The following is a 22,501-nucleotide window of genomic DNA, read 5'->3' on the forward strand; positions in this document are numbered from 1 at the left end:
TGGGTTCTTAGCTCAGCTGGTAGAGCAGCGGACTCTTAATCCGTAGGTCGAGTGTTCGAATCACTCAGGACCCACCAATTCAAAAGCCCACTTCGCAAGAAGTGGGCTTTTTGTTTTGGCACCACACCATGGCCGGCGCAGCCTGCTGCTGCACACGCAGCGACATCGACATGGCTCCCGACCCCAAGCGCATCGCCAGACGCATCCCCCACCCACGCGACAGCAGACTCCGCCCCTTTGAACGGCGCGGCATCAACCTACAAGATAGTCTAAGACTATTGATTTATGATTTGAATTAGTTGGCGTGCATAAGGTTTTCCACCGAAACATGCACTGCCACCCGAACAAAAGGGAACTGAATCATGTTGTATGGAAAATGGAATGCGCGGGGCGCAAGCGTCGCTGCAGCGGTCATGTTGCTGGGCTGCGGCGGGGATTCCGAGCTCTACGATCCCACACTCGAGGCCCACCTCATCGCTGCGCCAGAGTCTGCGGCCGCCGTTGCTGCGCAGGCTGCAGAACCTCCGGCGCCGCACCTGGAGATCTTCTCGGCTGCACCGGTCATCACCAGGGACACCGAAGCTCCCGCACCGGCAGGCAAGACTGCGCAGACGCCCGTCGCTGCACCCGCCGCATCCGCACCTCTTTCCGCTGCGCAGATTGCACCCGCCCGCGTGACGGCCATCCGCACTCCGCCCATCCCGACCGTCGCTGCAATCCCCACGCCGGCAAGCCCCTTCACCCCACCCATTCCCGCCATTCCGGCCATCTCCATACCGGCAATTCCCAGCGTCGCTGCCATCGCTCCATCTTCGCCCGCCTCCGCCCTGACATCGACAAGCTCGAATCAAGCGGCCGGCAGCGGTCCTGCGCCCGCAGATGACTTTTCCGGCAAGAAAATGATTGGCTTTGCCAACCTGGGCCAAACCTGCTACGCCAATGCCGCGCTCAAATTACTCATTCACTCCATTGGGCCCGCGGCGATGATTTCCCATCTGGAAAATATTTCGGCGAGCTTCCCTCCGGAAAAAATAGAATCCCTGCAGGAATTCGTCAACCTGATAAGAACAGCGCACACACCCCAACAACCAACTGCGGGTGTGATGAAAAGATTTTTCACCACTCTAGACAAAACAAATCATTTCTATCTGGGGAAAATCATCGGGACAGCACAGGGCACCTCCTACTTCTACGACGCAATGCACAGATTATTTGAGATCGAAAAAATCAATAATGGTGACTTTTCGTTGACCAGAGAGTCCATAAGGGCTGATGGAAGCAAGAAAGTAGAGCAGCAAAGCGACATTCTGCACATTCTCCTGCCAGATGCAGACGACATGGACTTGCAAGCCCTTGTCAACACGTACTCCAGGAAAACAGACGCCTCGTCCACCCAGCGATATCAATTCCAGACATCAGATGAAAAGGCCGTGCAAACCGTGAATTTCATGGTGGGGCCTGGCGTTGGATCGAAAACAGATCAGCTGAATTTCAATGACACTGTGACGATTCCCGTGGTCAATAGAATCAGCGGAAAAAAATTCACTGCCACGCTCAAGGCGAAAGCCATTGTCTTCCCCAAAAGCAGCCAGCCCGGAGTGACGCATTACGTTTCTTATCTGAAATATGATGGAAAAGGTTTTTCGCTTCACAACGACTGGAGGGTCGCAGATGGCATTGAAATCCAGGAGAATAATTATCCTGAATTGATCAGTTTTTCCGTGGTGAAAATGGAATCGAATTGATGATTTTCAACGAAAAATAAATGCATTGCCGCAGGAGTTCTTGCTGAAAGAATGAGCGAAAGCATGGGTCTTCACCGGCCAATGCCCTATCGCAAAGCCCGCTTCATACGCAGCGGGCTTTTTTTTCACACTGCATCTCCTGATTCCTGACGCTGATCGGCGTGCTGCCGCCGGTGCAAGCGAACTGGGCGCTGAGAGTGCCGCTCGTCACGCTGCCGGTGTTCGGTCTCCACCCCGAACGCCGCGGCCCGGCCACTTCGCTGCAGGCCTTCATGGGCCAGGCCGCCCACCGCCTGGTTGCGGGCCTGCTCGCGCCCCTGCGCCTTGGTATTGCAAAGAAGGGGCTGGGAAGTACGCGTGCAGGCTCCTGCATCAATCCAATTTGATGCCGTTGTCGCGGATCAGGCGACCCCAGCGTTCACGTTCGGCTTTGACGTAGGCAGCCATCTGTGCGGGCGTGCCAGGCATGGCCTCCACCCCTATCGCCTGGAATCGGGCCTTGATCTCGGTGCTTGCAAAAGCCGTCTGCAAGGCTGCACTCAAGCGGGCAACGGTTTCCGGTTTTGCCGCTGCCGGCAGCACCAGCCCTTGCCAGGCCCAGGCTTCGAAACCCGTCAGGCCCTGTTCAGCCAGGGTCGGGATTTCGGCCATGGTCTTCATACGTTCCGGGCTGGCCACACCGATGGCCTTGAGCTTGCCTGACGCGATGAACTGGTAGCCACTGGCGGAATCCACGAACATGAACGGCACCTGGCCCCCCATCAGGTCCTGCACGGCGGGCGCCGCACCCCGGTAGGCCACATGTGAGAACTTGAGCCCGGTGCGTTCGCGCAGCAATTCGGCCGCCAGATGGTGGGGACTGCCTATGCCCGCCGACGCGTAGCTAGTGCCGTCGGCGTTCGCCTTGGCCCAAGCCAGGAACTCCTTCCAGTTACGGGCGGGAGTACTCGGTGCCACCACCAGAATCAAGGGGAAGCGTGCCAGCAGCCCCACCGCAGCGAAGTCGCGCTCGGCGTTGTACGCCAGCTTGCTGAACAAGGCCGGATTGGCAGCCAAGGTAGCAAAGTCGGCGGACAAAACCGTGTGCTCCACATCCCGTGCCTTGGCGGCATAGTCGGCAGCGATGTTGGTCGCCGCACCGGGTTTGTTGGCGACGATGATGGTTTGGCCCAGGGTCTTTCCCATGGCCTCCGCCAGGGATCGCGCCACTACGTCCGAGCCGCCCCCGGGCGCGTAGCCGACGACCCACTCTATGGGCTTGCTGTCCTGAGCCGACGCGCCCAGGGAGCCCAACGCCATGATCGGTGCCAGCAGCGCGGCGCCCAGCGCACGCAAGAGATTATTTTTAGCCATGATTTTGTCTCCGTTGAGTTTGTTTTAAATTGCACTGGCACGGGCTGCGTCCAGCGCCTGCTTCAACACGCTGGTTGTCCCGATGTGGTTGGCCAGCAGCAGAACCAGTCGGGCATTCAGTGCCTGGCTGGCCTCGTTGCTGAGATCATGGTGGGCATCAATCAGCGCCTCGTAGAAATCGTCGGGCGCTTGCAGATTGGGTTCGGTATTGAGTTGCATAAGTGCGTCCATCAAGCAAGAGCCAGGGCGCGTTCCAGCGCCTGGTGTACGTTGGCGACCGTGGGAGCCCGCCAGCGGGCGCATACATGCTGGTCGGGGCGCAGCAACACCACGGTGCCGGGCTGGGCGTCGTAGCGCAGTGCCGCCAGGCCATCCCTATCGACCAGGGTCTCGGCACCTGCTTCTCCTTGCGCTGGCGCGATGTGCAGCACCCGCAGCGGTGTCAGACCGGGATCGGGCAACCAGTCCAGCGCGCTGTCGACCGCGCCAAACACCAGCGCGGTAAAGCAGCCTGTGGACAGATGGCGCAGCAGCCAATCGGCCTGGCCCCGCCACAGCACCGGCGCATCCGCGGCCGCAGCACCGGGCACCATGCTTCCACTGAAATCATCGGCTTGCAGCGTATTCAGCGGCGACTGGTGCAACGTCGCGGGCACCGAAAGCCGGCCGCTGTTGACGATGGTGCGGGCAAACGCATGGTCCTTGGCCAGCTCCAGCACTGCGTCGCGGAACAGACGGCTGATGGCGCTTTTGGGAGTGATGAAGTCGGTCGCACGGCTGGAATTGCGGATGTTCTCGTCCGCAGCGTATTCGCGCTCCCCGCCATAACTGTTGAGCAGCGCCTGCCCGGCCCGGCCCTGCAGCACCGCGGCCAGCTTCCAGGCCAGATTCTCGGCATCCTGCACTCCCGAGTTGGCACCGCGCGCGCCGAAGGGCGAGACGCCGTGCGCCGAGTCACCCGCGAACAGCACCCGGCCATGGCGAAAGCTGTCCATGCGCAGGCAGGAGAAGGTATAGACGCTGGCCCACTCCAGCTCGAACTGTGCCTCCGGGCCCAGCAAGGCCTTGACGCGGGGGATGATGTTTTCCGGCTTTTTTTCTTCTTCCGGGTTGGCATCCCAGCCCAATTGGAAGTCGATGCGCCACACGCCGTCAGGTTGCATGTGCAGCAGCACGCTCTGGTTGGGGTGGAATTCCGGATCGAACCAGAACCAGCGCTCGGCCGCCAGATCGATGCCCGAATGCCCGGACTTGAGCTTGATGTCGGCAATCAGGAAGCGGTCTTTGAAGGTGCGGCCATGGCTTTCCTGGCCGACCAGCTGGCGCAGCGCCGAACGCGAACCGTCGCAGGCGGCCACATATTGGGCGTCCAGCTGGTACGGGCCATCGGGCGTCGTGACGGTGAGACGGGCAAAGTCGGCGTGCTGCTCCAAACCGCTGACGGCGCTCTTCCAGCGGATATCGATCAACGGCAATTCTGCCGCACGCTCGGCCAAATAGCCTTCGACGTAATACTGCTGCAGATTGATAAAGGCCGGAAACTGATGTCCCGCCTCGGGCAGCAGGTCGAAGCTGTAGACCTGCTGCTGGCGGAAAAACACCTTGCCGACATTCCATGACACGCCCTTGTCGAGCATGCGCTGGCCGCAGCCCAGGCGTTCAAAAATCTCCAAGGTGCGTTTGGCAAAGCAGATCGCCCGCGAACCGCTGGACAAGCGATCGTCGTTGTCCAACAGCACCACGGGAATATTCTGCTGCGCCAGATCGATCGCCAGGGCCAGGCCCACCGGGCCGGCGCCGACCACCACCACCGGGTGCCGCGCCGGCGGCGTCACATCCTGGTCGGGCGTGCGCCGGTACGGAAACACCAGCTTCTGGTAGTCCGCCACTGAGTCCGTCTGCAAGTTTTTTTTGTTCTGCATTTTTGTCTCCTCCGGCGCGGACTCAGGCTTCCAGCGATTCCCACATGGCCTTGTCGCGCTCGGCAGTCCAGATACGCGGATCGGGATGCTGCGTCGCCTCGTCCAGGGCCCGAGTCACGTCAAATGGCAAGCAGTGGTCGTAGATCACCCAATGTCCATATTTGGGCTTGAGGGCGGCGTGCGTGTCCTTGTAGATGCGGTTGAGGTCATTGCCGGCGGCGGCACCGGCCTGGACATTGGCATACAGGTCTTGCACAAAGGACTTGGTTCCGGCCAGGCCGGCTTGCACCATCTCGGGCGTGGTCAGCGCGGCGCCGCGGCCGGGCACCAGGGCGACGGGCTGCAGGGCCGCGATGTTGTCCAGCGTTTGCGGCCAGTCCTTGAAGTAGGCGTCGCCCGCGTACGGCGTGGCATCGAACTCGACCAGGTCACCGCTGAACAGTATCTTCTGCTGCGGCAGCCAGACCACGGTGTCGCCCTTGGTGTGGCCGCGGCCCAACTGGATCAGCTGCACTTCCAGCTTGCCCAGCCACAGCGTCATGCGGCCCTCGAAGGTGATGCTGGGCCAGGTCAGACCGGGAATGGTTTCGACGGCGCGGAACAGCCGTGGAAAACGCTCGATCTCGCTTTTCATGTCATGCGCACCGCGTTCCACGATCAGGTCATAGGTGTCCTGGCTGGCGATGATCTGCTCGGGCTGGTAGGCACTCGCGCCCAGCACGCGCACCGCGTGGTAGTGGCTCATCACCACGTACTTGATGGGCAGGTCTGTCACTTCACGGATGCGGCGGATCACGTCTTGCGCCATCACCGGCGTGGCCTGGGTGTCGATGACCATCACTGCGTCGTCGCCAATGATGATGCCGGTGTTCGGGTCGCCCTCGGCGGTGTAGGCGTAGGCGTTTTCGGACAGCTTGGTGAAGCTGACTTTCTTCTCCTCCAGATCGGCTTGAGAGGCGAAGGCTTTAGGTTGGCTCATGGTGGGGTCTCCGGATATGCAACGGCTCGCAGGTCTGACAACTCAGCAAATAAATTTGCTGATAACAAATTTCCCCCGCATTATGCATAGCAAATTCGACCATGGCAAACTGCTTACCAAATAACAAACATGGAAACTTGACTCCCTATGCCCATTCCTCGCGAACAACGTGCCGTGCAATCTGTCGAAGTGGGTGGACGGCTGCTGATGGCACTGGCCAACAGCCCGGCGCCAATGGCCCTCAAGGATCTGGCTGCGGCGGCGGACTTACCCCCCTCGCGCGCCCATCCTTATCTGGTGAGTTTTGGCAAGCTGGGTTTGATCGAGCAATTGCAAGGCAGCGGCGCATATGCGCTGGGACCGGCCGCATTGCAGCTCGGTCTGACCTATCTGTACCAACTCGACCCGATGAAACCGGTGAATGCCGCGGCCGAAGCGCTGGCGGCAGACACAGGACAGGCGGTGGCGATTGCGGTCTGGGGCAACTTTGGCCCTACGGCCGTACGTTTGCTGGAGGCCCGGCGCCCGCTGTACATCGCACTGCGGCCTGGCAACGTGCTGTCCATTCTCGGCACCGCTACCGGACGCGCCTTTGCGGCAACCTTGCCCAAAGACCGTGTCGAACAAGCCTTGCAAGGCCCTCTCAATGAGGCTGGGCACAGTTCGGCTGCGCGCATCGCCAAAGAACTGAAAGCCGCCACCGCAGAGGTACAGGCACAAGGCATGACACGTACCATAGGTCGCCCACTACCCGGCATCAATGCCTACAGCGCTCCCGTGTTCAATGCCGATGGCGATGTGGTCGCGGTGCTGACCCTGATCGGACACGAGGAGGAATTGACGCCAGACTGGGATGCTCCTATGCCCAAGGCGCTGCAGCTGGCGGCACATGAAGCAGGAGCGCGGCTCGGGCACAGGGTCCGGAACAAATAGACGTTGAGACTGGCGTTCAGCCAGCGCGCTGTCGTCGGCGGCCGTATCCTTGCGCGCGACAGAACCTCGCGGCCTGTGGCAACAAAGCAATTATTGAGAAATAATATCGATAGCTGGAACCTATCGGTTGATTGTGGAACTTACCTTGCATCCATTGTTTGCCAAGAAGGAAGACGCCATGATCCACCCGCCATTCATCCGCCACCTTTGCGTGCTCGGTGCTGCATTGATGCTTGCCGCCTGCGGCGGCGAAGCAGACGGGTCATTTGAGGACTTTCCAGCCAGAGCGCAGACCCTCCTGACTGCCCGGGCGGCGACACTGACCGCCGCCGCGGATACGCCGGCGGGCACCCCTGCCACCATCAGCGCTTCAAGCATGCAGCCTCCCGAACAGGGCCTGCGTGCCATGGCAGGCTTCGACAACCTGGGCAGCACCTGCTACGCCAATGCCGCATTGAAGTTCCTGATTCACTCGATAGGCCCGCAGCGCCTGACGCAGCACCTGCAAGCCTTTGCGGCCGATGGCGATGCGCAGCAGCGCGAGGCCGCGCAAGGCTTCATGCAACTGATTGCCGATACCTGCTCCGAAACCGGGCCCACGCGCCAGCAGCTGTCGGACTTCCTTGCCGCCGTGCAGCAGCTGCCCGCCTTCTCGGCGATCAACGCCGACAATGCGCTGGACTTCCCCATCGTGGGCCGGCAGCAGGATACGGACGAGTTTCTGACGAAGCTGTCGCAGTCCTTCCAACTGCATGCGCTTTACGCCAGCGAGATCACGCTGCGCGGCGGCCTCGACACGCTGCGCAGCGAAGGCCAATACTGGACCATTTTGCAGCCTGCAAGCCCGGACGACACGCTGCAGGCGGTGCTGGACCGTACCCCGGCCGCGGACTGGCAGCTGCTGCTGCAGCGGCCCCGGCCGCACCTGACCGTGCGCCTGGAAAACGCCATGCACGATGCGCAGGGCCGGCACCTGCTCAGCAACCGGAACTTCGATTTCAACCAGCCTGTGCGACTGCATGCCACCGAAGGCAATCTCACGACCATCTTGACGCTGGAACCCCGCGAGGTCATCGAGTTCCGCGGCACGCACCAGTCTGGCCACTGCGTGGTCTATGCCAAGGATGCGCAGTGGGTCCGGTATGACGACGATCAGGTAACGGCCTTGAGCCAGATGCCCGCGCTGGAACAGGTGCGTTTCATCAACTTCGCCATCACCCACATCGAAACGGCTTCCTCGAGCCCCGCCGCCGCCTCCTCCTGAGCAGCATTTGCCGCCCAGCTCCGGCTTCAGCGCGGCAGGCGCCGCACCGCGTTGTCGAGCTTGAAGCCCGCAACCGCATCGGCGAGCTGCGCGGCCTGCTGCTGCAGCGACTGCGCGGCCGCCGTCGCCTCCTCGACCAGGGCCGCGTTCTGCTGCGTCGACTGGTCCATATGGCTCACGGCCGTGTTGACCTCGACGATGCCCGTGCTCTGTTCCTGGCTGGCATGGCTGATCTCGTTGACGATGGCCGTGACGCGGCGCACGCTGTCGACCACTTTTTCCATGGTCGTGCCCGCGTCATGCACCAGGCGACTGCCGGCGTTGACCTGCTGCACGGATTCACCGATCAGGTCCTTGATCTCCTTGGCTGCCGTGGCGCTGCGCTGCGCCAGCGTGCGCACTTCGCTGGCCACGACGGCAAAGCCGCGCCCCTGCTCGCCCGCGCGCGCCGCTTCGACGGCCGCGTTGAGCGCGAGGATATTGGTCTGGAAGGCAATGCCGTCGATCACGCCGATGATGTCGGCGATCTTGCGCGAGGAGGTCTCGATGCCGCCCATGGTCTGCACCACCTGGGCGACCACCGTTCCGCCGTGCGAAGCGACTTCCGACGCGCCCACGGCCAGCTGATTGGCCTGGCGCGCGTTCTCGGCATTCTGCTGCACCGTGGCCGTGAGCTGCTCCATCGCGGCCGCGGTCTCTTCCAGTGAGCTGGCCTGCTGCTCGGTGCGGCTCGACAGGTTCTGGTTGCCGCTGGCGATCTCGGTGGATGCCAGGCGCACGGCCTCGGACGACTCGCGGATGCGCAGCAGCACGGCTGCGATCTTGTCGACGAACTGGTTGAACGCGCGCGAAATCTGCGTGAGCTCGTCATGGCCATGCGTGGACAGGCGGCGCGTCAGGTCGCCCTCGCCCGAAGCGATGTCGTCGAGCGCGTCGCGCACCAGCGCCAGGCGACGCAGCGAACGCGCGATCACCGCACCCAGCACCACGATGGCCAGCGCCAGCGAGACCACCACCGTGAGCGCCGACACCTTGAGCAGGGTATCGATGGAAGCGAGGGCCTGGGCGCGGTGCACGGCAATCACCAGCTGCCAGTCGGTGCCGGGAACGGGGCTGCCATAGAGCAGGTAGTCGACACCCTTGATTTCGGTGCGCATGCCGCTGCCCGCCTGCGCGAGTTCACCCAGGGTCGCAGGCTGGAGGTTGGGCGACAGCTCGGAGACGGGCTTGAGCGTCAAGGCAGTGTCGGGGTGGGTCACGATCGCTCCGGCGCCATTCGCCAGGAAGGCAAAGCTGTCGGGCGTGGGCCGTATGGCCGCGACGTTGCGCACCACGGTGGTCAGCAGCACATCGGTGCCGACGACAGCCGTGGGATTGCCTGCGGGGCCGACCGGCTCGGCAAACGTCACGCCGACTTCAGGCGGCGAGGTGAACAGATAAGGCGTGGTCAGGATGGGCTTGCCTTCCTTGACTGCCTGCTGGTACCAGGGCCGCGATGTGACGTCGTAGCTGTCGGGCATGGGGTTGAGAAAAATCATGCGCTTGTCGGAAAAGCCGACATAGGCATCGGAGAAGCCGCCGCCATCGCGCAGCGCCTGGACCACGCCACGCGGGTCCGGCTGGTCTATGGCCAACGTCAGCGTATGGGTCAGCAGCCGCTTGGTCTCCACCCAATCGCCGAGCGCACGCGCCTGCGCGGCCACCAGTTGCCGGCTCTCGGCATCGACGGTGGACCGGACATGGCGCTGCACGGTCAGGAAATTGGCCGCGGCAAGCGCCAGCATGGCCACTGTGACCACGGCAATGCTCAGCGCGATAAGACGGGCCCTAAGGGAAAGCGACATGGAAAATCCTATTAACAATTGCGGCAGATTGTCACATCTGTCTTCCTCGCGGCATGTGACATTCAGCGCCTGGGGTTTTTCCTGTCACCCGGGTGCAACACCCGCGGCCCAGACTCGGCGCGCAGCGCACTTGCGCATTGCACGGCACAATCGTCCTGCGCACCAGCCCGGTGCACCAGCCCTCCCCCTTAGCCTCACCCATGCACCCTCAAGCCCAACAACTCTGGCGCGGCCCGCGCTGGACCCTGTCCATATTGCTGGCCCTGCTGGGCATGCTCGGGCCGTTCTCCATAGACACCTACCTGCCCGCCTTCTCGGGCATTGCGCAGGCGCTGGGCGCGACGCCGGTACAGATGCAGCAGACGCTGTCGGCCTATCTGTTCGGCTTTGCGTTCATGAACCTGTTCCATGGCGCCCTGGCCGACAGCTTCGGGCGCCGCCCGGTCGTGCTCTGGGGCCTGGCGGTGTTCACGCTGGCTTCGGCGGGCTGCGCGCTGTCGCAGAACATCGGCCAGCTGGTGTTCTTTCGCGCGCTGCAGGGGCTGTCGACGGGCGCGGGCATCGTGGTCTCGCGGGCGGTGATACGCGACATGTACCCGCCTTCGGAAGCGCAGAAGGTCATGAGCCAGGTGACGCTGTTCTTCGGCGCCGCGCCGGCCATAGCCCCGATTGCCGGCGGCTGGCTGCTGGTGCTCGCGGGCTGGCACAGCATCTTCTGGTTCCTGACGCTGATCGGCGTGCTGCTGTGGAGCATCAATTTCCGGCTGCTGCCCGAAACCCTGCATGCTGAATTGCGCCAGCCGTTCAACACCCGCCACCTGATGCGCGGCTACTGGAAGCTCGGCACCAGCCCGCGCTTTCTGCTGCTCGCACTGGCCAGCGGCGTGCCGTTCAACGGCATGTTCCTCTACGTGATGGCCGCGCCCGCGTTTCTCGGCGACCACCTGGGGCTGGGGCCGACCGAATTCTTCTGGCTGTTCCTGCTGATCATCTCGGGCATCATGACCGGCGCCTGGCTCAGTGGCCGGCTCGCGGGCCGCATTCCGCCCAAGCGCCAGATCCGCCACGGCTTCGTGATCATGCTGCTGATGTCGGTGCTCAACGTGATCGCCACCGTGCTGCTGCCGGTGCACGCGAGCTGGGCCATGCTGCCGATCGCGCTGTTCTCGCTGGGCTGGGCGCTGATGGTGCCGGTCGTCACGCTGCTGGTGCTGGACCTGTACCCCGAACGCCGCGGCATGGCTTCATCGCTGCAGGCCTTCATAGGCTCGGCCGCCAACGGCCTGGTTGCCGGCCTGCTCGCGCCCCTGGTCATGCACTCCACCCTGGGGCTGGCGGTGTCTTCCATGTCGCTGATGCTGATCGGCCTGGGCGCCTGGATCTACCTGCACTGGCGCTGGCCCGATATCGGGCGGCGCAGCGCCGAGGACTGAGCGCGGGCAGCGGCAACCACGCATCGCCCATAAAAAAACCGGCCCTGAGGCCGGTTTTTTTGCATGCTCAGCGCTGAAGATCAGCGGGCTGGGCGTGCGGGACGCTTGCGGGCGTCATGGGGCGTGAACGAAGGCTTGCCGCCAGGGCCGCCTGCGGGCTTGCCAGCGAAGGCTGGACGCGCACCGTATTCACGTGCGGGAGCACGGTCGCCGCCGCCGAAGCCGCCGCGATCACCACCACGGTTGTCGGCAAATGCAGGCTTGCGCGGAGCAAAGCCTTCGCCGTCACGGCGTGGAGCGCCGCCGAAGCCACGGTCGTCACGGGGTGCGCCGCCGCGGGGAGCAAAGCCCGCGCCGCGGTCGTTGCCACCGAAGCCGCCGCGGTCAGCGCCGCCGCCGAAGCCGCCACGATCACCACCACGGTCGCCGCCACCGAAACCACCGCGGTCACCGCCGCCGCCGAAGCCGCCGCGATCACCACCACGGTCGCCGCCGCCGAAGCCGCCACGATCGCCACCGCCGCCGAAGCCGCCGCGGTCACCGCCGCCGAAGCTGCGGCCACGATCGCCACCACCGCCGCCGCCGAAGCTGCGACCGCCACCACCGCCGCCGAAGCCGCCGCTGCGGCCACGTGGCGAGTAGTCACGGCCTTCGCCGCCACGGCCACGGCCGTCAGGGCGACCGCCCTGGGGAGCGCGCTGTGTGGGCTCCATGCCAGGCACCACTTCCGCGGTGAACTGCTGGCGGGTGAAAGCTTCGATGTCGAAGATGCGGCGACGATCGCGCAACTCAGCGAACGTCACAGCCAGACCCGTGCGACCGGCGCGGCCGGTACGGCCGATACGGTGGGTGTAATCTTCGGCCTTCATGGGAAGACCGTAGTTGAACACGTGGGTGATCGTGGGCACGTCGATGCCGCGAGCCGCCACATCGGTAGCCACCAGGATCTGCACCTGGCCGCCGCGCAGCGCCTGCAGGCGGCGATTGCGCAGACCTTGGCTCAGCGCACCGTGCAGAGCAACGGCCGAGAAGCCTTCCTGCTGCAGATCGGTGGCCAGACCGTCGCATTCCACTTGCGTGGAAGCAAACACGATGGCCTGGTTGATCGTGGTGTCACGCAGCCAGTGGTCCAGCAGCTTGCGCTTGTGCTGGGCGTTGTCGGCCCAGAACAGCACCTGCTTGATGCTCGAATGCTTTTCCTGCGGCGAGTCGATCTGGATCTTCTTGACGCCGGCGCCGTTGTCATGCATCACGCGCATGGCCAGCTGCTGAATGCGCGACGCGAACGTGGCGCTGAACATCATGGTCTGCTGGCGCTGTGCCGTCATCTGGTTGACTTCGGCGAGGTCGTCCGAGAAGCCCAGGTCGAGCATGCGGTCGGCTTCGTCGACGACCAGGAATTGCACCTTGTCGAGCTTGATCTGCATGGAACGCTGCAGGTCCAGCAGACGGCCGGGAGTGGCCACCACCAGATTGGCGTTCTGCAGCTTGGCGATCTGCAGTTGGTAAGGAATGCCACCGACCACGTTGGCAACGCGCAGGCCGCGGCAATGCTTGACCAGCTCGATGGCGTCATGCGCCACCTGTTGGGCCAGCTCGCGCGTGGGGCACAGGATCAGGGCGCCGGGAGCGGCAGCCTTGAAGTTGCGCGGGTTGGTCGGGTCCTTGCGCTTGCGCTTGGGAGCCGGTTCGCCATTGGCGGCGGCTTCGGCGCAGGCGCGCTCGAATTCGGCACGGCCTTCGGCTTCGATTTCGGCTTGCTGCTCGAGCAGCGTGTGCAGCACGGGCAGCAGGAACGCAGCGGTCTTGCCCGAACCGGTCTGGCTCGACACCATCAGGTCGACAAAGGCGGTCGCATTCGCGCCCTTGTTCATTGCCAGGGGGATGGCCTTGGCTTGCACGGCGGTAGGCTGGGTATAGCCCAGGTCGGCAACGGCCTGAACCAGTTCAGGGGCCAGGCCCAGTTCGACGAAGCCGTTGGGCTTCTGCTCGACGACTTCAGCTGGCTCAGCTTCGGTTTCCAGCGAATCGGAATCGGCAATGATGGAGGCGGCGTCTGCAACGATGGCAGCGTCGTCGGCAGCGAAAGGCGCTGCATTCAGAATGGAATGGTCCAAAGAAGATTCTGCAGAGGCGGCGACGCCCTGCTCAATAATGTTGTCGTTCATTTGTTTCTCACGATGAAGCGCCACCGAACAGATGTCTGCGGTGCTTCAATGACGGTTAAAAAACATCAACCGTCAAACGAGGCCGGCTCAAGATGAGGCGGCTGGGCATAAGTTGCTTTGTCGTGCAAGGTGCACGAATCAAAAAGCGGGGCCCGGTGAGTGATGGGAGATGCGCAAATTACCCCAAAGGGTAGGGGCAAGCTGCGAATTATGACATGTTTGTCTTGTTTTGCGCAAGCCCTGGCCGGATATTGCCCTCAAATCGCCAAGGCCAAGACCCTTGGCATAGCGCTCAGGCGGCCAGCGGCTCGAGCGCGAGGAAGTGCGCGCGGTAGTGGATCAGTTCGTCGATAGACTCGTGCACATCGGCCAATGCGGTGTGGCGCTGGGCTTTCTTGAACGACGCGCAGACCGCGGGCTTCCAGCGGCGCGCGAGTTCCTTGAAAGTGCTCACATCGACATTGCGGTAGTGGAAGAAGGCTTCGAGCTTGGGCATGTAATTGACCAGGAAGCGCCGGTCCTGGCCTATGCTGTTGCCGCACAGCGGCACCTTGCCCTTGGGCACATAGCGCGACAGGAACGCGATCAGCTCGCGCTCGGCCTGGGCTTCGTCGACTTCCGACGCCTTGACGCGCTCGATCAGGCCGCTGCGGCCATGCGTGCCCTTGTTCCAGGCATCCATGCCATTGAGCAGCGCATCGCTCTGATGGATGGCGAAGACCGGGCCTTCGACGCGTATCGACAGATCGGAATTGGTGACCACGACGGCGATTTCGATCACCCTGTCGGTCTCGGGCTGCAAGCCGGTCATTTCACAGTCTAGCCAGACGAGATTCAAATCGGATTTCGCAAGCACGGGAGGGTTGGAGATGGGGGCATCGGACATGGCGCGAATTGTCGCCTACACTGCCCGCAGATGCTTTCGCCTACCCCATTTTCACCTTCGCTGCTGTTGACTCTGGGCTTTGCCGCGCTGCTCGTGCTGCAACTGCTCACACGGTTGTGGCTGCTGTCGCGCCAGGTGCGCCATGTCGCGCGCCACCGCGCCCAAGTGCCCGCGGCGTTTGCCCAGCATGTGCCGCTCGCGGCCCACCAAAAGGCCGCCGATTACACGCTGGCCAAGGCGCGTGTGGGTCTGATCGACCTCGCGCTGTCCACCGCCCTGCTGCTGGCCTGGACGCTGCTCGGCGGCCTCGACGCGCTGCACCAGCAACTGCTGCAGTGGCTGGGCCAGGGCCTGCACCAGCAGCTCGCGCTGCTGGCCGCGTTCACGCTGATATCGGGCCTGGCCGGCCTGCCGCTGTCGCTGTACCAGACCTTTGTCGTCGAGCAGCGCTTTGGCTTCAACAAGCTCACGCCAAGGCTCTGGCTTGCCGACCTGGTCAAGTCGACGCTGGTCGGCGCCGTGATCGGCCTGCCGCTGGCCGCACTGATCCTCTGGCTCATGGCTTCGAGCGGCGCGCTCTGGTGGCTCTGGGCCTGGATCGTCTGGGCCGGCTTCAATCTGCTGCTGATGTGGCTGTACCCCAGCGTGATCGCGCCGCTGTTCAACCGCTTCGAGCCGCTCAAGGACGAGGCCATACAGCAGCGCGTGACGGCGCTGATGCAGCGCTGCGGCTTTTCGGCCAAGGGCCTGTTCGTCATGGACGGCAGCCGCCGCTCGGCCCATGCCAACGCCTACTTCACGGGCTTTGGTTCGGCCAAGCGCGTGGTGTTCTACGACACGCTGCTCAAGCAGCTTGCGCCGAACGAAGTCGAAGCCGTGCTGGCCCACGAGCTGGGCCATTTCAAGCACCGCCATATCACCAAGCGCCTGGTCGGCCTGTTCGCCATGAGCCTGGCCGCGCTGGCCCTGCTCGGCTGGCTGTCGCAGCAGCCCTGGTTCTACACCGGCCTGGGCGTGCGCCCCAGCCTCGACATGCTGCTTTCGGGCGCCAGCGCCCTGGCCGGCAACGAAGCCGTCGCGCTGCTGCTGTTCATGCTGGTGGTGCCGGTGTTGAGCTTCTTTCTCGCGCCCCTGATGTCCTATTTCTCGCGCCGCGACGAGTTCCAGGCCGATGCCTACGCCGCGGCCCAGGCCGAGGGCGGCGCGCTGGCGTCGGCACTGCTGACCCTCTACGAAGACAACGCCTCGACGCTCACGCCCGACCCGACCTACGTCGCTTTCTACTATTCGCACCCACCGGCCATAGAGCGCCTGGCGCGCCTGCCGGCGCCCGCTCCTGCCCTGGCACCCAACGCATCATGACAACCACCCCACTCAAGCAACAGGACTGGTCCACCCAGCCACGCCGCGCACTCTCCGCCACGCAACTGGTTTCGCAACTCGCACAGACCGAAGGCTGGCAACTCAGCGGCGACGGCGCCGACGTGGCGATCGAGAAGACCTATTCGTTCGTGAACTATTACGAGACCATGGCCTTCGTCAATGCCGTGGCGCTGATCGCCCACCAGCAGGACCACCATCCGGACCTCAAGGTGTCATACAACCGCTGCCACGTGCGCTTCAACACCCATGACGTGGGCGGCGTCTCGGCCACGGACTTCGATTGCGCGCGCCGCATCGACGCCTTGCTCGCATGACGCAGGACAGCACCCGCCCCGAAGGCCTGGTCGTTGCGAGCCACGGCCGCCACTGCGTGGTCGAAGCCCCGGACGGCTCGCGCCGCATCTGTCACCCGCGCGGCAAGAAGAGCCAGGCCGTGGTCGGCGACCATGTGCGCTGGATCATGCCCAACGCGGGCCAGGGCGACGAAGGCACGATAGAAAAAGTGCTGCCGCGGCGCAACCTGTTCTACCGCCAGGACGAGATCCGCACCAAGTCGTTTGCGGCCAACATCGACCAGGTGCTGATCCTGATCGCGGCCGACCCGGTGTTTTCCGAAAGCCAGCTCGCGCGCGCGCTGATTGCCGCCGAAGCCTCGCACATCACGCCGCTGATCGCGCTCAACAAGAGCGATCTGGTCGAGCCGTTCGCGCGCGCCTGGGAACGGCTGCTGCCCTACCGCCACATGCGCCACGGCAGCGACCAGCTCAACTACGGCGTGCTGCCGCTGTCGCTGACCGAATCGAGCGAGACCGACCGCGCGGCGCTGATGCAGCACCTCAAGGGCAAGGCCACGCTGGTGCTGGGCCCCTCGGGCTCGGGCAAGAGCACGCTGATCAACCTGCTGATACCCGGCGCGCGCGCGCAGACCGGCGAAATCTCCCAGGCCTTGAACTCGGGCAAGCACACCACGACCAGCACCACCTGGTACTGGGTCGACGAGGAGCGCCAGACCGCGCTGCTCGACTCGCCGGGATTCCAGGAGTTCGGCCTGCACCACATCGGCCCCATGGACCTCGCGCGCTGCATGCCCGACATAGGCGCACGCGCGGCCGACTGCAAGTTCTACAACTGCACCCACCTGCATGAGCCAGGCTGCGCGGTGATGGCCGAAGTCGACGCCAAGGACAGCCCGCACCACATCAGCGCCAACCGCTACCGGATCTACCAGGACCTGTTCGAGGAACTGAGCGCCGAGCGGCGCTACTGAAAAGCGCCCCATTGGGGGCGCAGGGAACTAGCCCAGCAGGCGCGCCAGCGTCAGCAGTGCCAGCAGCAGCAGCCACACCACCACCGAGCGCCAGACCAGGCCCACCACGCTGCGCAGGTGGCTCAGCTCGGGCAGGCGGCCCGGTGTGGAGTCGCTGTCGTCGAAGTCGGCCTCGCCATCGAAGCCCGGCATCAGCGATGCGTCCTCGCGCGCCTTCAGCGCTTCGCCGCCCAGGCGCACGTTGATCGCGCCCGCCGTGGCGGCCAGCAGCACGCCGTCGTTGTCGTTGGGAAAGCGCTGCGCATGGAAGCGCCAGCCGTCGATCGCTTCCTCGAAGCTGCCGACCACCGCGAAGCTCAGCGCCGTGAGGCGCGCGGGCAGCCAGTCGATCCACATCCAGGCCTGGCGCGCCGCGCTTTGCAGGCGCTCGCTCACGGGCTGGGCGCCCATGAAGCCCTGGCGCGACCAGTAGCGCGAAACGAACTCGGCCGAACGGTACAGCACCGCACCCATGGGCCCCAGGCCCAGCGCCGCGAGCGCCGAATACCAGAACAGCACGCCGAACACATGGCGGTGGGCCGCGAGCACCGAGTACTCGATCACATGGCGCACCACCTGGCTGCGCGGCACCTCGGTGGTGTCGACCTGCTGCCATTGGGCGAGTTCTTCGCGCGCGGTGAATTCATCGGCCCCTTCGAGCGCATCGCGGATGCGCGTGAAATGGTGGCTGAACTGCCGAAAGCCCAGCGTCACGTAGAGCACGGCAACATTCCAGACCAGGGCCAGCGGCCAGCCCACAAGCCACGTCAGCAACAGGTGCACGCCCAGGGCGAGCAACGCCGGAGCCAGCACGGCAAGGCCCCAGGCGACCCAGCCGTGATACGACTGGCCTGCATCGAAATTGCGGCGCACGGAGACGGTCCAGGCGCGCAATCCCGCGTGAACGGCATTGCTGCGGGCCAGCGGGCGGGCCTGCTCGATCAGCAAGGCAAACAGGATGGCGAAGAAACTCATGCGGCCATCATACTTTGCCTCTGCAACAGGTGGACCTCAACTCGCCAGGGTCGGAGCTTTTCAAGCCTGCATGAAGCGATAGAAGTTGCGCAACATGCCCGCGGTGGCGCCCCAGATATAGCGCTGCACGGCGCCGTCCTGGTAGGGCATGGACAACCATTCGCGCCGTCCTTCGGGGCGATCGAGCGCATGGCGCTGGTGGTTGGCGGGGTCGAGCACGAAGGCCAGCGGCACCTCGAACAGGTCCGCCACCTCATAGGGGTTGGGCTGGTAGCGCGCATCGGCCGGCACCAGGCCCACGACCGGCGTCACGACAAAGCCGGTGCCGGTCACGTAGGGCGGCAGATTGCCCAGCACTTCAACCAGCGCCGGGTCCAGGCCGACCTCTTCCTGGGCTTCGCGCAGCGCCGTCGCGGTCGCATCCGCATCCTCGGGGTCGCGCTTGCCGCCCGGAAACGCCACCTGGCCCGAATGCGCGGACAGATGGAGCGTGCGCTCGGTCAGCAGCACCATGGGCTCGGCGCGCTGCACGATGGCGATCAGCACCGCGGCTTCGGCCGGCGCGCGGTCGGACAAGCGGCGTTCGCGTTCGATCTCGGGCGACCACAGCGGCGGCGCCGCGAAGCGGTGGCGCAGCGCCTGCGCCGTCTGCGCGCTTGCGGGCACGGCGGGCAGATGGCTGTCCACCGCCAGCACCGGCACCGAACGCGGATCGAAGCCCGGCGCCAGGAGGCTGGGGCGGGGAGAAACCGAGGTAGAAGGGAGCACAGACCTGTCCCGGAAAAAATGCGGAGCGCCCGCAAAAATAAAAAAGCCGCTACAGCGAACTGTAGCGGCTTTCCCGAAGCGCCTAGGCGATTCAGGCGGCGGTAGCGGGCGCTGCTGCTGCAGGCGCGGCTGCCGTCTTGCGAGCTGGCAGCTTTTCCTTGATACGTGCCGACTTGCCGCTGCGCTCGCGCAGGTAGTACAGCTTGGCACGGCGCACGTCACCGCGGCGCTTGACTTCGATACCGGCGATCAGCGGGCTGTACGTCTGGAACGTACGCTCCACGCCTTCACCGCTGGAGATCTTGCGAACAGTGAAGCCGCTGTTGAGGCCGCGGTTGCGCTTGGCAATCACGACGCCTTCGTAGGCCTGCACACGCTTGCGCGCGCCTTCAACCACGTTCACGCTCACGATGACGGTGTCACCAGGAGCAAACGGGGGGATGGTCTTGTTCAAGCGGGCAATTTCTTCCTGCTCAAGAGTCTGGATCAGATTCATGGTTACATCCAACGATCTTGTCCGCGCCACAATTGGCAAGCACCGGGATTGGTGCTGTATGGCTGCATTGCTTGCCCAGAGCTATGAGCTCGGGCTCCTCGAATGCAGCGGCCGGCAGAGGATCGACAGCCCTCGATTATAGCCCGTCTGCTATTTTTGCCAAAACTGCTTCGTCCTTGCGGGTCAGATGCCCGGCTTCGCGCGCCTGGGCCAGCAGATCGGGCCGGTTGCGCGCCGTGATCTCCAGGCTCTGGTCGCGGCGCCAGCGCTCGATCAGCGCGTGGTGGCCCGACATCAGCACCGGCGGCACTTCCTGGCCCTGCCAGACTTCGGGACGCGTGTAATGCGGGCAGTCGAGCAGGCCGTTGAGGCTGGGGTTGAAGCTGTCGAGCTGGTGACTGCCTTCGTCGTTGAGCACGCCGGGCTGCAGCCGCGTGACCGCGTCGAGCAGAGCCATGGCGGCGATTTCGCCGCCGGACAGCACGAAGTCGCCCAGGCTGATCTGCGCGTTCACATGGGTGTCGATGAAACGCTGGTCAATGCCTTCATAGCGGCCGCACAGCAGGATCGCGCCCGGGCCTTGCGCCCAATGCTCCACCGAGGGGTGGTCGAGCTTCTTGCCAATGGGCGAGAACAGCACCAGCGGCGCCTGTGCGTCCGGGCCTTCTGCGCGGTCGGCACGGATGGCATCCAGGCAGGCCTGCAGCGGCTCGGCCATCATCACCATGCCCGGGCCGCCGCCGAACGGCCGGTCGTCGACGCGGCGGTAATTGCCCTGAGCGAAATCGCGCGGATTCCACAGCCGTACCTTGACCTGCTCCGAGGAATAGGCGCGGCGCGTGACGCCGCTGGCGAGAAACGGCGCGAACAGCTCCGGAAACAAGGTGATGATGTCAAAACGCATGGCTTGGACCCTTCCTGCACGGCATGGGCAGCGTCAACGAAACACAGGCCATCAATAATCCGTTTGCCAGTCGACCGTGATGCGACGCTCCGACAGTTCGACCTTGTCCACATAGGCCGACACAAACGGGATCATGCGCTCCAGCGTTTTCCCATCTTCCTCGTAGGCAATCACCAGCACGGTCTGCGGACCGGTCGACATCAGGTCCTTGACCTGGCCCAGCACCAGGCCTTCGCGGTTGATCACGTCCAGGCCCAGCAGGTCGACCCAGTAGTACTCGTCTTCGGCGGCCTGGGGAAACTCGGCGCGCGAGACAAAAATGCGTGCGCCCTTGAGCGCTTCGGCCGCCGTGCGGTCGGCCACGGCCTCGGCGGTGGCGACAATGGAGCCCGAATGCTCGCGCGACTGCTTGACCGGCATCAGCACGGTGCCGGTGAACGTGCGCGCGCCGCGCTCGGACGGCTGCAGAAACCATTGCTTGGAAGACAGCAGCACTTCGGCGTCGGCACTGAAAGGCAGCACCTTGAACCATCCCTTGACACCCCAGGCGTCCGCAATGCGGCCGACCTCTACGGCGTCGGCAGGCAGTTGAGCGGGTTCGAAGACAGGAAAAAGGGCCATGGTGCTAAATCTTGATAAACAAAAAAAGGCGGGTTCCGCAAGCATAAGCCACGGAACCCGCCTTCAGGGAAGCGTCAGATTAAGCAGCTGCCTTGGAGGCTTGCTTGATCAGGCGGTCCACCGTAGGCGACGATTGTGCGCCCACGCTCTTCCAGTACGTCAGACGGTCTTGCGCAATGCGCAGACCTTCTTCGCCGCCACGTGCGGTTGGGTTGTAGAAACCCAGACGCTCGATGAAGGCGCCATCACGGCGGGTGCGCTTGTCAGCCACAACGATGTTATAGAAAGGACGGGCCTTGGAGCCGCCGCGAGAAAGTCGAATGACGACCATAATTTATCCTTTGGGTGGTTTGCAGCAATTGCTGCAATGTTTTCTGCCACGTTGAGACACGCGACATGGCCACCCGGCCAGCGACACGCAGCAAAGCTCACGATTATATCGACTTCTTTCATTTATGCCTAATATCCGCACCAGCCACGAGTCAGACATCCCTGCAATCACCGCAATCTACCGCCACCACGTGCTGCATGGCACGGGCACTTTCGAGATTGACCCGCCCAACGAGCAGGACATGACTGCACGCCGCGCCGATGTGCTTTCGCGCGGCCTGCCCTACCTCGTGGCCGAAGGTGACGACGGCCGGATCCTGGGATTCAGCTACGCCAACTGGTTCAAGCCGCGGCCCGCCTACCGCTTCTCGGCCGAGGACTCGATCTATGTGGCGGATTCCGCACGCGGCCAGGGCGTGGGCCGGTTGCTGCTGCAGGCGCTTTGCGACCAGGCGCAGGCCGCGGGCGTGCGCAAGCTGCTGGCGGTGATCGGCGACTCGGCCAACGCCGGCTCCATCGGCGTGCACCGCGCGGCAGGCTTCAGCGAAATCGGCGTGATGCGCTCCATGGGCTGGAAGTTCGACCGCTGGCTCGACATCGTGCTGATGGAAAAGACGCTGGGCGAAGGCGACACCACGGCGCCGGTCGACAAGGCGTAATCCCGGGCTAGCCGGGCCGGGGCTTCGCACCAATAATGGCCGCATGAAAAGCAAGACCCTGGCCGCGTGGTTGGCCTTCCTCGGCGGGCCGCTGGGCCTGCACCGTTTCTACCTGTTCGGCCTGGGCGACTGGCGCGGCTGGCTGCTGCCGCTGCCCACGGCGCTGGGCATCTATGGCATTCAGCGCGTGCAGCAACTGGGCCAGGATGACCAACTCAGCTGGCTGCTGATTCCGCTGCTGGGCTTCACCATCGCCGGCTGCGCGCTGCGCGCCATCCTGTACGGCCTGACGCCGGCCGACGCCTGGAACGCACGCTTCAACCCTGGCGCGAGCGCCGACGCCGCCCCAGGCCGCACCCATTGGTTCACGGTGTTCGGCATAGGTCTGTCGCTGATGATGGGTGCCACGGTGCTCATGGCCAGCCTGGCCTACAGCTTTCAGCATTACTTCGAGTATCAGATCGAGGAAGCGCGCAGGATTTCCCAGCCGCAGAACTGAAATGAAAAAAGCCGCCGCCCCAGAGGACGACGG

General features: G+C 64.1%; 22 protein-coding genes, 1 tRNA gene and 1 pseudogene. 11 read left to right on the forward strand and 13 right to left on the reverse strand.

The window, feature by feature from the left end:
- The first annotated feature begins 1 nt into the window (after window position 1).
- The 3 genes and pseudogenes from RR928_RS06325 to RR928_RS06335 all read left to right on the forward strand — a co-directional run.
- Window positions 2-77 (forward strand) — tRNA-Lys (locus tag RR928_RS06325).
- Between the two features lie 285 nt (window positions 78-362).
- Window positions 363-1,745 carry a hypothetical protein gene (locus RR928_RS06330; protein ID WP_332681821.1) on the forward strand — a complete coding sequence of 461 codons (1,383 nt, stop codon included), beginning with the start codon at window positions 363-365 and terminating at the stop codon, window positions 1,743-1,745.
- Between the two features lie 185 nt (window positions 1,746-1,930).
- A pseudogene (locus RR928_RS06335) lies at window positions 1,931-2,065 on the forward strand (Bcr/CflA family drug resistance efflux transporter); the annotation flags it as partial.
- A gap of 52 nt (window positions 2,066-2,117) precedes the next feature.
- Here RR928_RS06335 and RR928_RS06340 read toward each other — a convergent pair.
- Genes RR928_RS06340 through RR928_RS06355 form a run of 4 tightly spaced genes read right to left on the reverse strand, consistent with a single transcriptional unit; the run spans window position 2,118 to window position 5,999 of the window.
- Window positions 2,118-3,098 carry a Bug family tripartite tricarboxylate transporter substrate binding protein gene (locus RR928_RS06340; RefSeq protein WP_442881426.1) on the reverse strand — a complete coding sequence of 327 codons (981 nt, stop codon included), beginning with the start codon at window positions 3,096-3,098 and terminating at the stop codon, window positions 2,118-2,120.
- 24 nt (window positions 3,099-3,122) lie between these two features.
- Window positions 3,123-3,317, reverse strand: coding sequence for a DUF2783 domain-containing protein (locus tag RR928_RS06345; RefSeq protein WP_332534056.1), 195 nt, complete (start codon window positions 3,315-3,317; stop codon window positions 3,123-3,125).
- A gap of 11 nt (window positions 3,318-3,328) precedes the next feature.
- Window positions 3,329-5,020 (reverse strand): FAD-dependent oxidoreductase, encoded by a 1,692-nt coding sequence (locus tag RR928_RS06350; protein WP_332681824.1) that lies wholly within the window; start codon window positions 5,018-5,020, stop codon window positions 3,329-3,331.
- Between the two features lie 22 nt (window positions 5,021-5,042).
- Window positions 5,043-5,999 (reverse strand): MBL fold metallo-hydrolase, encoded by a 957-nt coding sequence (locus tag RR928_RS06355; protein WP_332534054.1) that lies wholly within the window; start codon window positions 5,997-5,999, stop codon window positions 5,043-5,045.
- Window positions 6,000-6,146: 147 nt separating this feature from the next.
- Here RR928_RS06355 and RR928_RS06360 point away from each other — a divergent pair, with 147 nt between their 5' ends.
- Together RR928_RS06360 and RR928_RS06365 are read left to right on the forward strand one after the other, a co-directional pair.
- Complete coding sequence (locus RR928_RS06360; RefSeq protein ID WP_332534053.1) at window positions 6,147-6,932, forward strand: IclR family transcriptional regulator; 786 nt, start codon at window positions 6,147-6,149, stop codon at window positions 6,930-6,932.
- 376 nt (window positions 6,933-7,308) lie between these two features.
- Complete coding sequence (locus RR928_RS06365; RefSeq protein WP_332534052.1) at window positions 7,309-8,196, forward strand: ubiquitin carboxyl-terminal hydrolase; 888 nt, start codon at window positions 7,309-7,311, stop codon at window positions 8,194-8,196.
- A gap of 26 nt (window positions 8,197-8,222) precedes the next feature.
- Here RR928_RS06365 and RR928_RS06370 read toward each other — a convergent pair whose 3' ends face one another.
- Window positions 8,223-10,040, reverse strand: a complete 1,818-nt coding sequence (locus tag RR928_RS06370; RefSeq protein ID WP_332681826.1) for a methyl-accepting chemotaxis protein — start codon at window positions 10,038-10,040, stop codon at window positions 8,223-8,225.
- A gap of 200 nt (window positions 10,041-10,240) precedes the next feature.
- On the opposite strand from RR928_RS06370, the gene RR928_RS06375 reads away from it, so the two are divergent.
- Window positions 10,241-11,473, forward strand: a complete 1,233-nt coding sequence (locus RR928_RS06375) for a multidrug effflux MFS transporter (protein ID WP_332534050.1) — start codon at window positions 10,241-10,243, stop codon at window positions 11,471-11,473.
- 80 nt (window positions 11,474-11,553) lie between these two features.
- On the opposite strand, the gene RR928_RS06380 is transcribed toward RR928_RS06375, so the two are convergent.
- Both RR928_RS06380 and orn read right to left on the reverse strand, forming a co-directional pair.
- Window positions 11,554-13,641, reverse strand: coding sequence for a DEAD/DEAH box helicase (locus RR928_RS06380; RefSeq protein ID WP_332534049.1), 2,088 nt, complete (start codon window positions 13,639-13,641; stop codon window positions 11,554-11,556).
- A 292-nt stretch (window positions 13,642-13,933) separates the two neighbouring features.
- Window positions 13,934-14,527: an oligoribonuclease gene (gene orn / locus RR928_RS06385; RefSeq protein ID WP_332534048.1), complete on the reverse strand. Its 594-nt coding sequence runs from the start codon at window positions 14,525-14,527 to the stop codon at window positions 13,934-13,936.
- 30 nt (window positions 14,528-14,557) lie between these two features.
- Here orn and RR928_RS06390 point away from each other — a divergent pair, with 30 nt between their 5' ends.
- From RR928_RS06390 to rsgA, 3 genes are read left to right on the forward strand one after another with little or no spacing between them, the layout of a single operon-like run.
- Window positions 14,558-15,889, forward strand: a complete 1,332-nt coding sequence (locus RR928_RS06390) for a M48 family metallopeptidase (protein ID WP_332534047.1) — start codon at window positions 14,558-14,560, stop codon at window positions 15,887-15,889.
- Window positions 15,886-16,224: a 4a-hydroxytetrahydrobiopterin dehydratase gene (locus RR928_RS06395; RefSeq protein WP_332547596.1), complete on the forward strand. Its 339-nt coding sequence runs from the start codon at window positions 15,886-15,888 to the stop codon at window positions 16,222-16,224. The genes RR928_RS06390 and RR928_RS06395 overlap by 4 nt, the downstream gene beginning before the upstream one ends.
- Complete coding sequence (gene rsgA, locus RR928_RS06400) at window positions 16,221-17,177, forward strand: ribosome small subunit-dependent GTPase A (RefSeq protein ID WP_332534045.1); 957 nt, start codon at window positions 16,221-16,223, stop codon at window positions 17,175-17,177. Before RR928_RS06395 ends, rsgA begins: the two co-directional genes overlap by 4 nt.
- Before the next feature lie 27 nt (window positions 17,178-17,204).
- On the opposite strand, the gene RR928_RS06405 is transcribed toward rsgA, so the two are convergent.
- The 6 genes from RR928_RS06405 to rpsP all read right to left on the reverse strand — a co-directional run bounded on the left by RR928_RS06405 (window position 17,205) and on the right by rpsP (window position 21,311).
- On the reverse strand, window positions 17,205-18,191 hold the full coding sequence (locus tag RR928_RS06405; RefSeq protein ID WP_332534044.1) for a CobD/CbiB family protein: 987 nt from the start codon (window positions 18,189-18,191) through the stop codon (window positions 17,205-17,207).
- Between the two features lie 60 nt (window positions 18,192-18,251).
- Entirely contained in the window at window positions 18,252-18,959 is a 708-nt protein-coding gene (locus RR928_RS06410; RefSeq protein ID WP_332534043.1) for a CoA pyrophosphatase, read from the reverse strand.
- Between the two features lie 91 nt (window positions 18,960-19,050).
- The gene (gene rplS, locus RR928_RS06415; RefSeq protein WP_332534042.1) at window positions 19,051-19,455 is read right to left on the reverse strand and encodes a 50S ribosomal protein L19; all 405 of its coding nucleotides are present in this window, start codon (window positions 19,453-19,455) and stop codon (window positions 19,051-19,053) included.
- Window positions 19,456-19,591: 136 nt separating this feature from the next.
- A complete protein-coding gene (gene trmD, locus RR928_RS06420; protein WP_332534041.1) occupies window positions 19,592-20,359 on the reverse strand; it encodes a tRNA (guanosine(37)-N1)-methyltransferase TrmD in 768 nt (255 codons plus the stop codon).
- Between the two features lie 51 nt (window positions 20,360-20,410).
- The gene (gene rimM, locus RR928_RS06425; RefSeq protein WP_332534040.1) at window positions 20,411-20,980 is read right to left on the reverse strand and encodes a ribosome maturation factor RimM; all 570 of its coding nucleotides are present in this window, start codon (window positions 20,978-20,980) and stop codon (window positions 20,411-20,413) included.
- 79 nt (window positions 20,981-21,059) lie between these two features.
- Window positions 21,060-21,311, reverse strand: coding sequence for a 30S ribosomal protein S16 (gene rpsP / locus RR928_RS06430; RefSeq protein ID WP_159910627.1), 252 nt, complete (start codon window positions 21,309-21,311; stop codon window positions 21,060-21,062).
- 124 nt (window positions 21,312-21,435) lie between these two features.
- On the opposite strand from rpsP, the gene RR928_RS06435 reads away from it, so the two are divergent.
- Both RR928_RS06435 and RR928_RS06440 read left to right on the forward strand, forming a co-directional pair.
- On the forward strand, window positions 21,436-21,969 hold the full coding sequence (locus RR928_RS06435) for a GNAT family N-acetyltransferase (RefSeq protein WP_332534039.1): 534 nt from the start codon (window positions 21,436-21,438) through the stop codon (window positions 21,967-21,969).
- A 43-nt stretch (window positions 21,970-22,012) separates the two neighbouring features.
- Complete coding sequence (locus tag RR928_RS06440) at window positions 22,013-22,468, forward strand: hypothetical protein (RefSeq protein ID WP_332534038.1); 456 nt, start codon at window positions 22,013-22,015, stop codon at window positions 22,466-22,468.
- The last annotated feature ends 33 nt before the right edge of the window (window positions 22,469-22,501 follow it).

This window comes from Comamonas sp., from assembly GCF_036666375.1.
In the GTDB taxonomy this organism is placed as follows: domain Bacteria; phylum Pseudomonadota; class Gammaproteobacteria; order Burkholderiales; family Burkholderiaceae_C; genus Comamonas.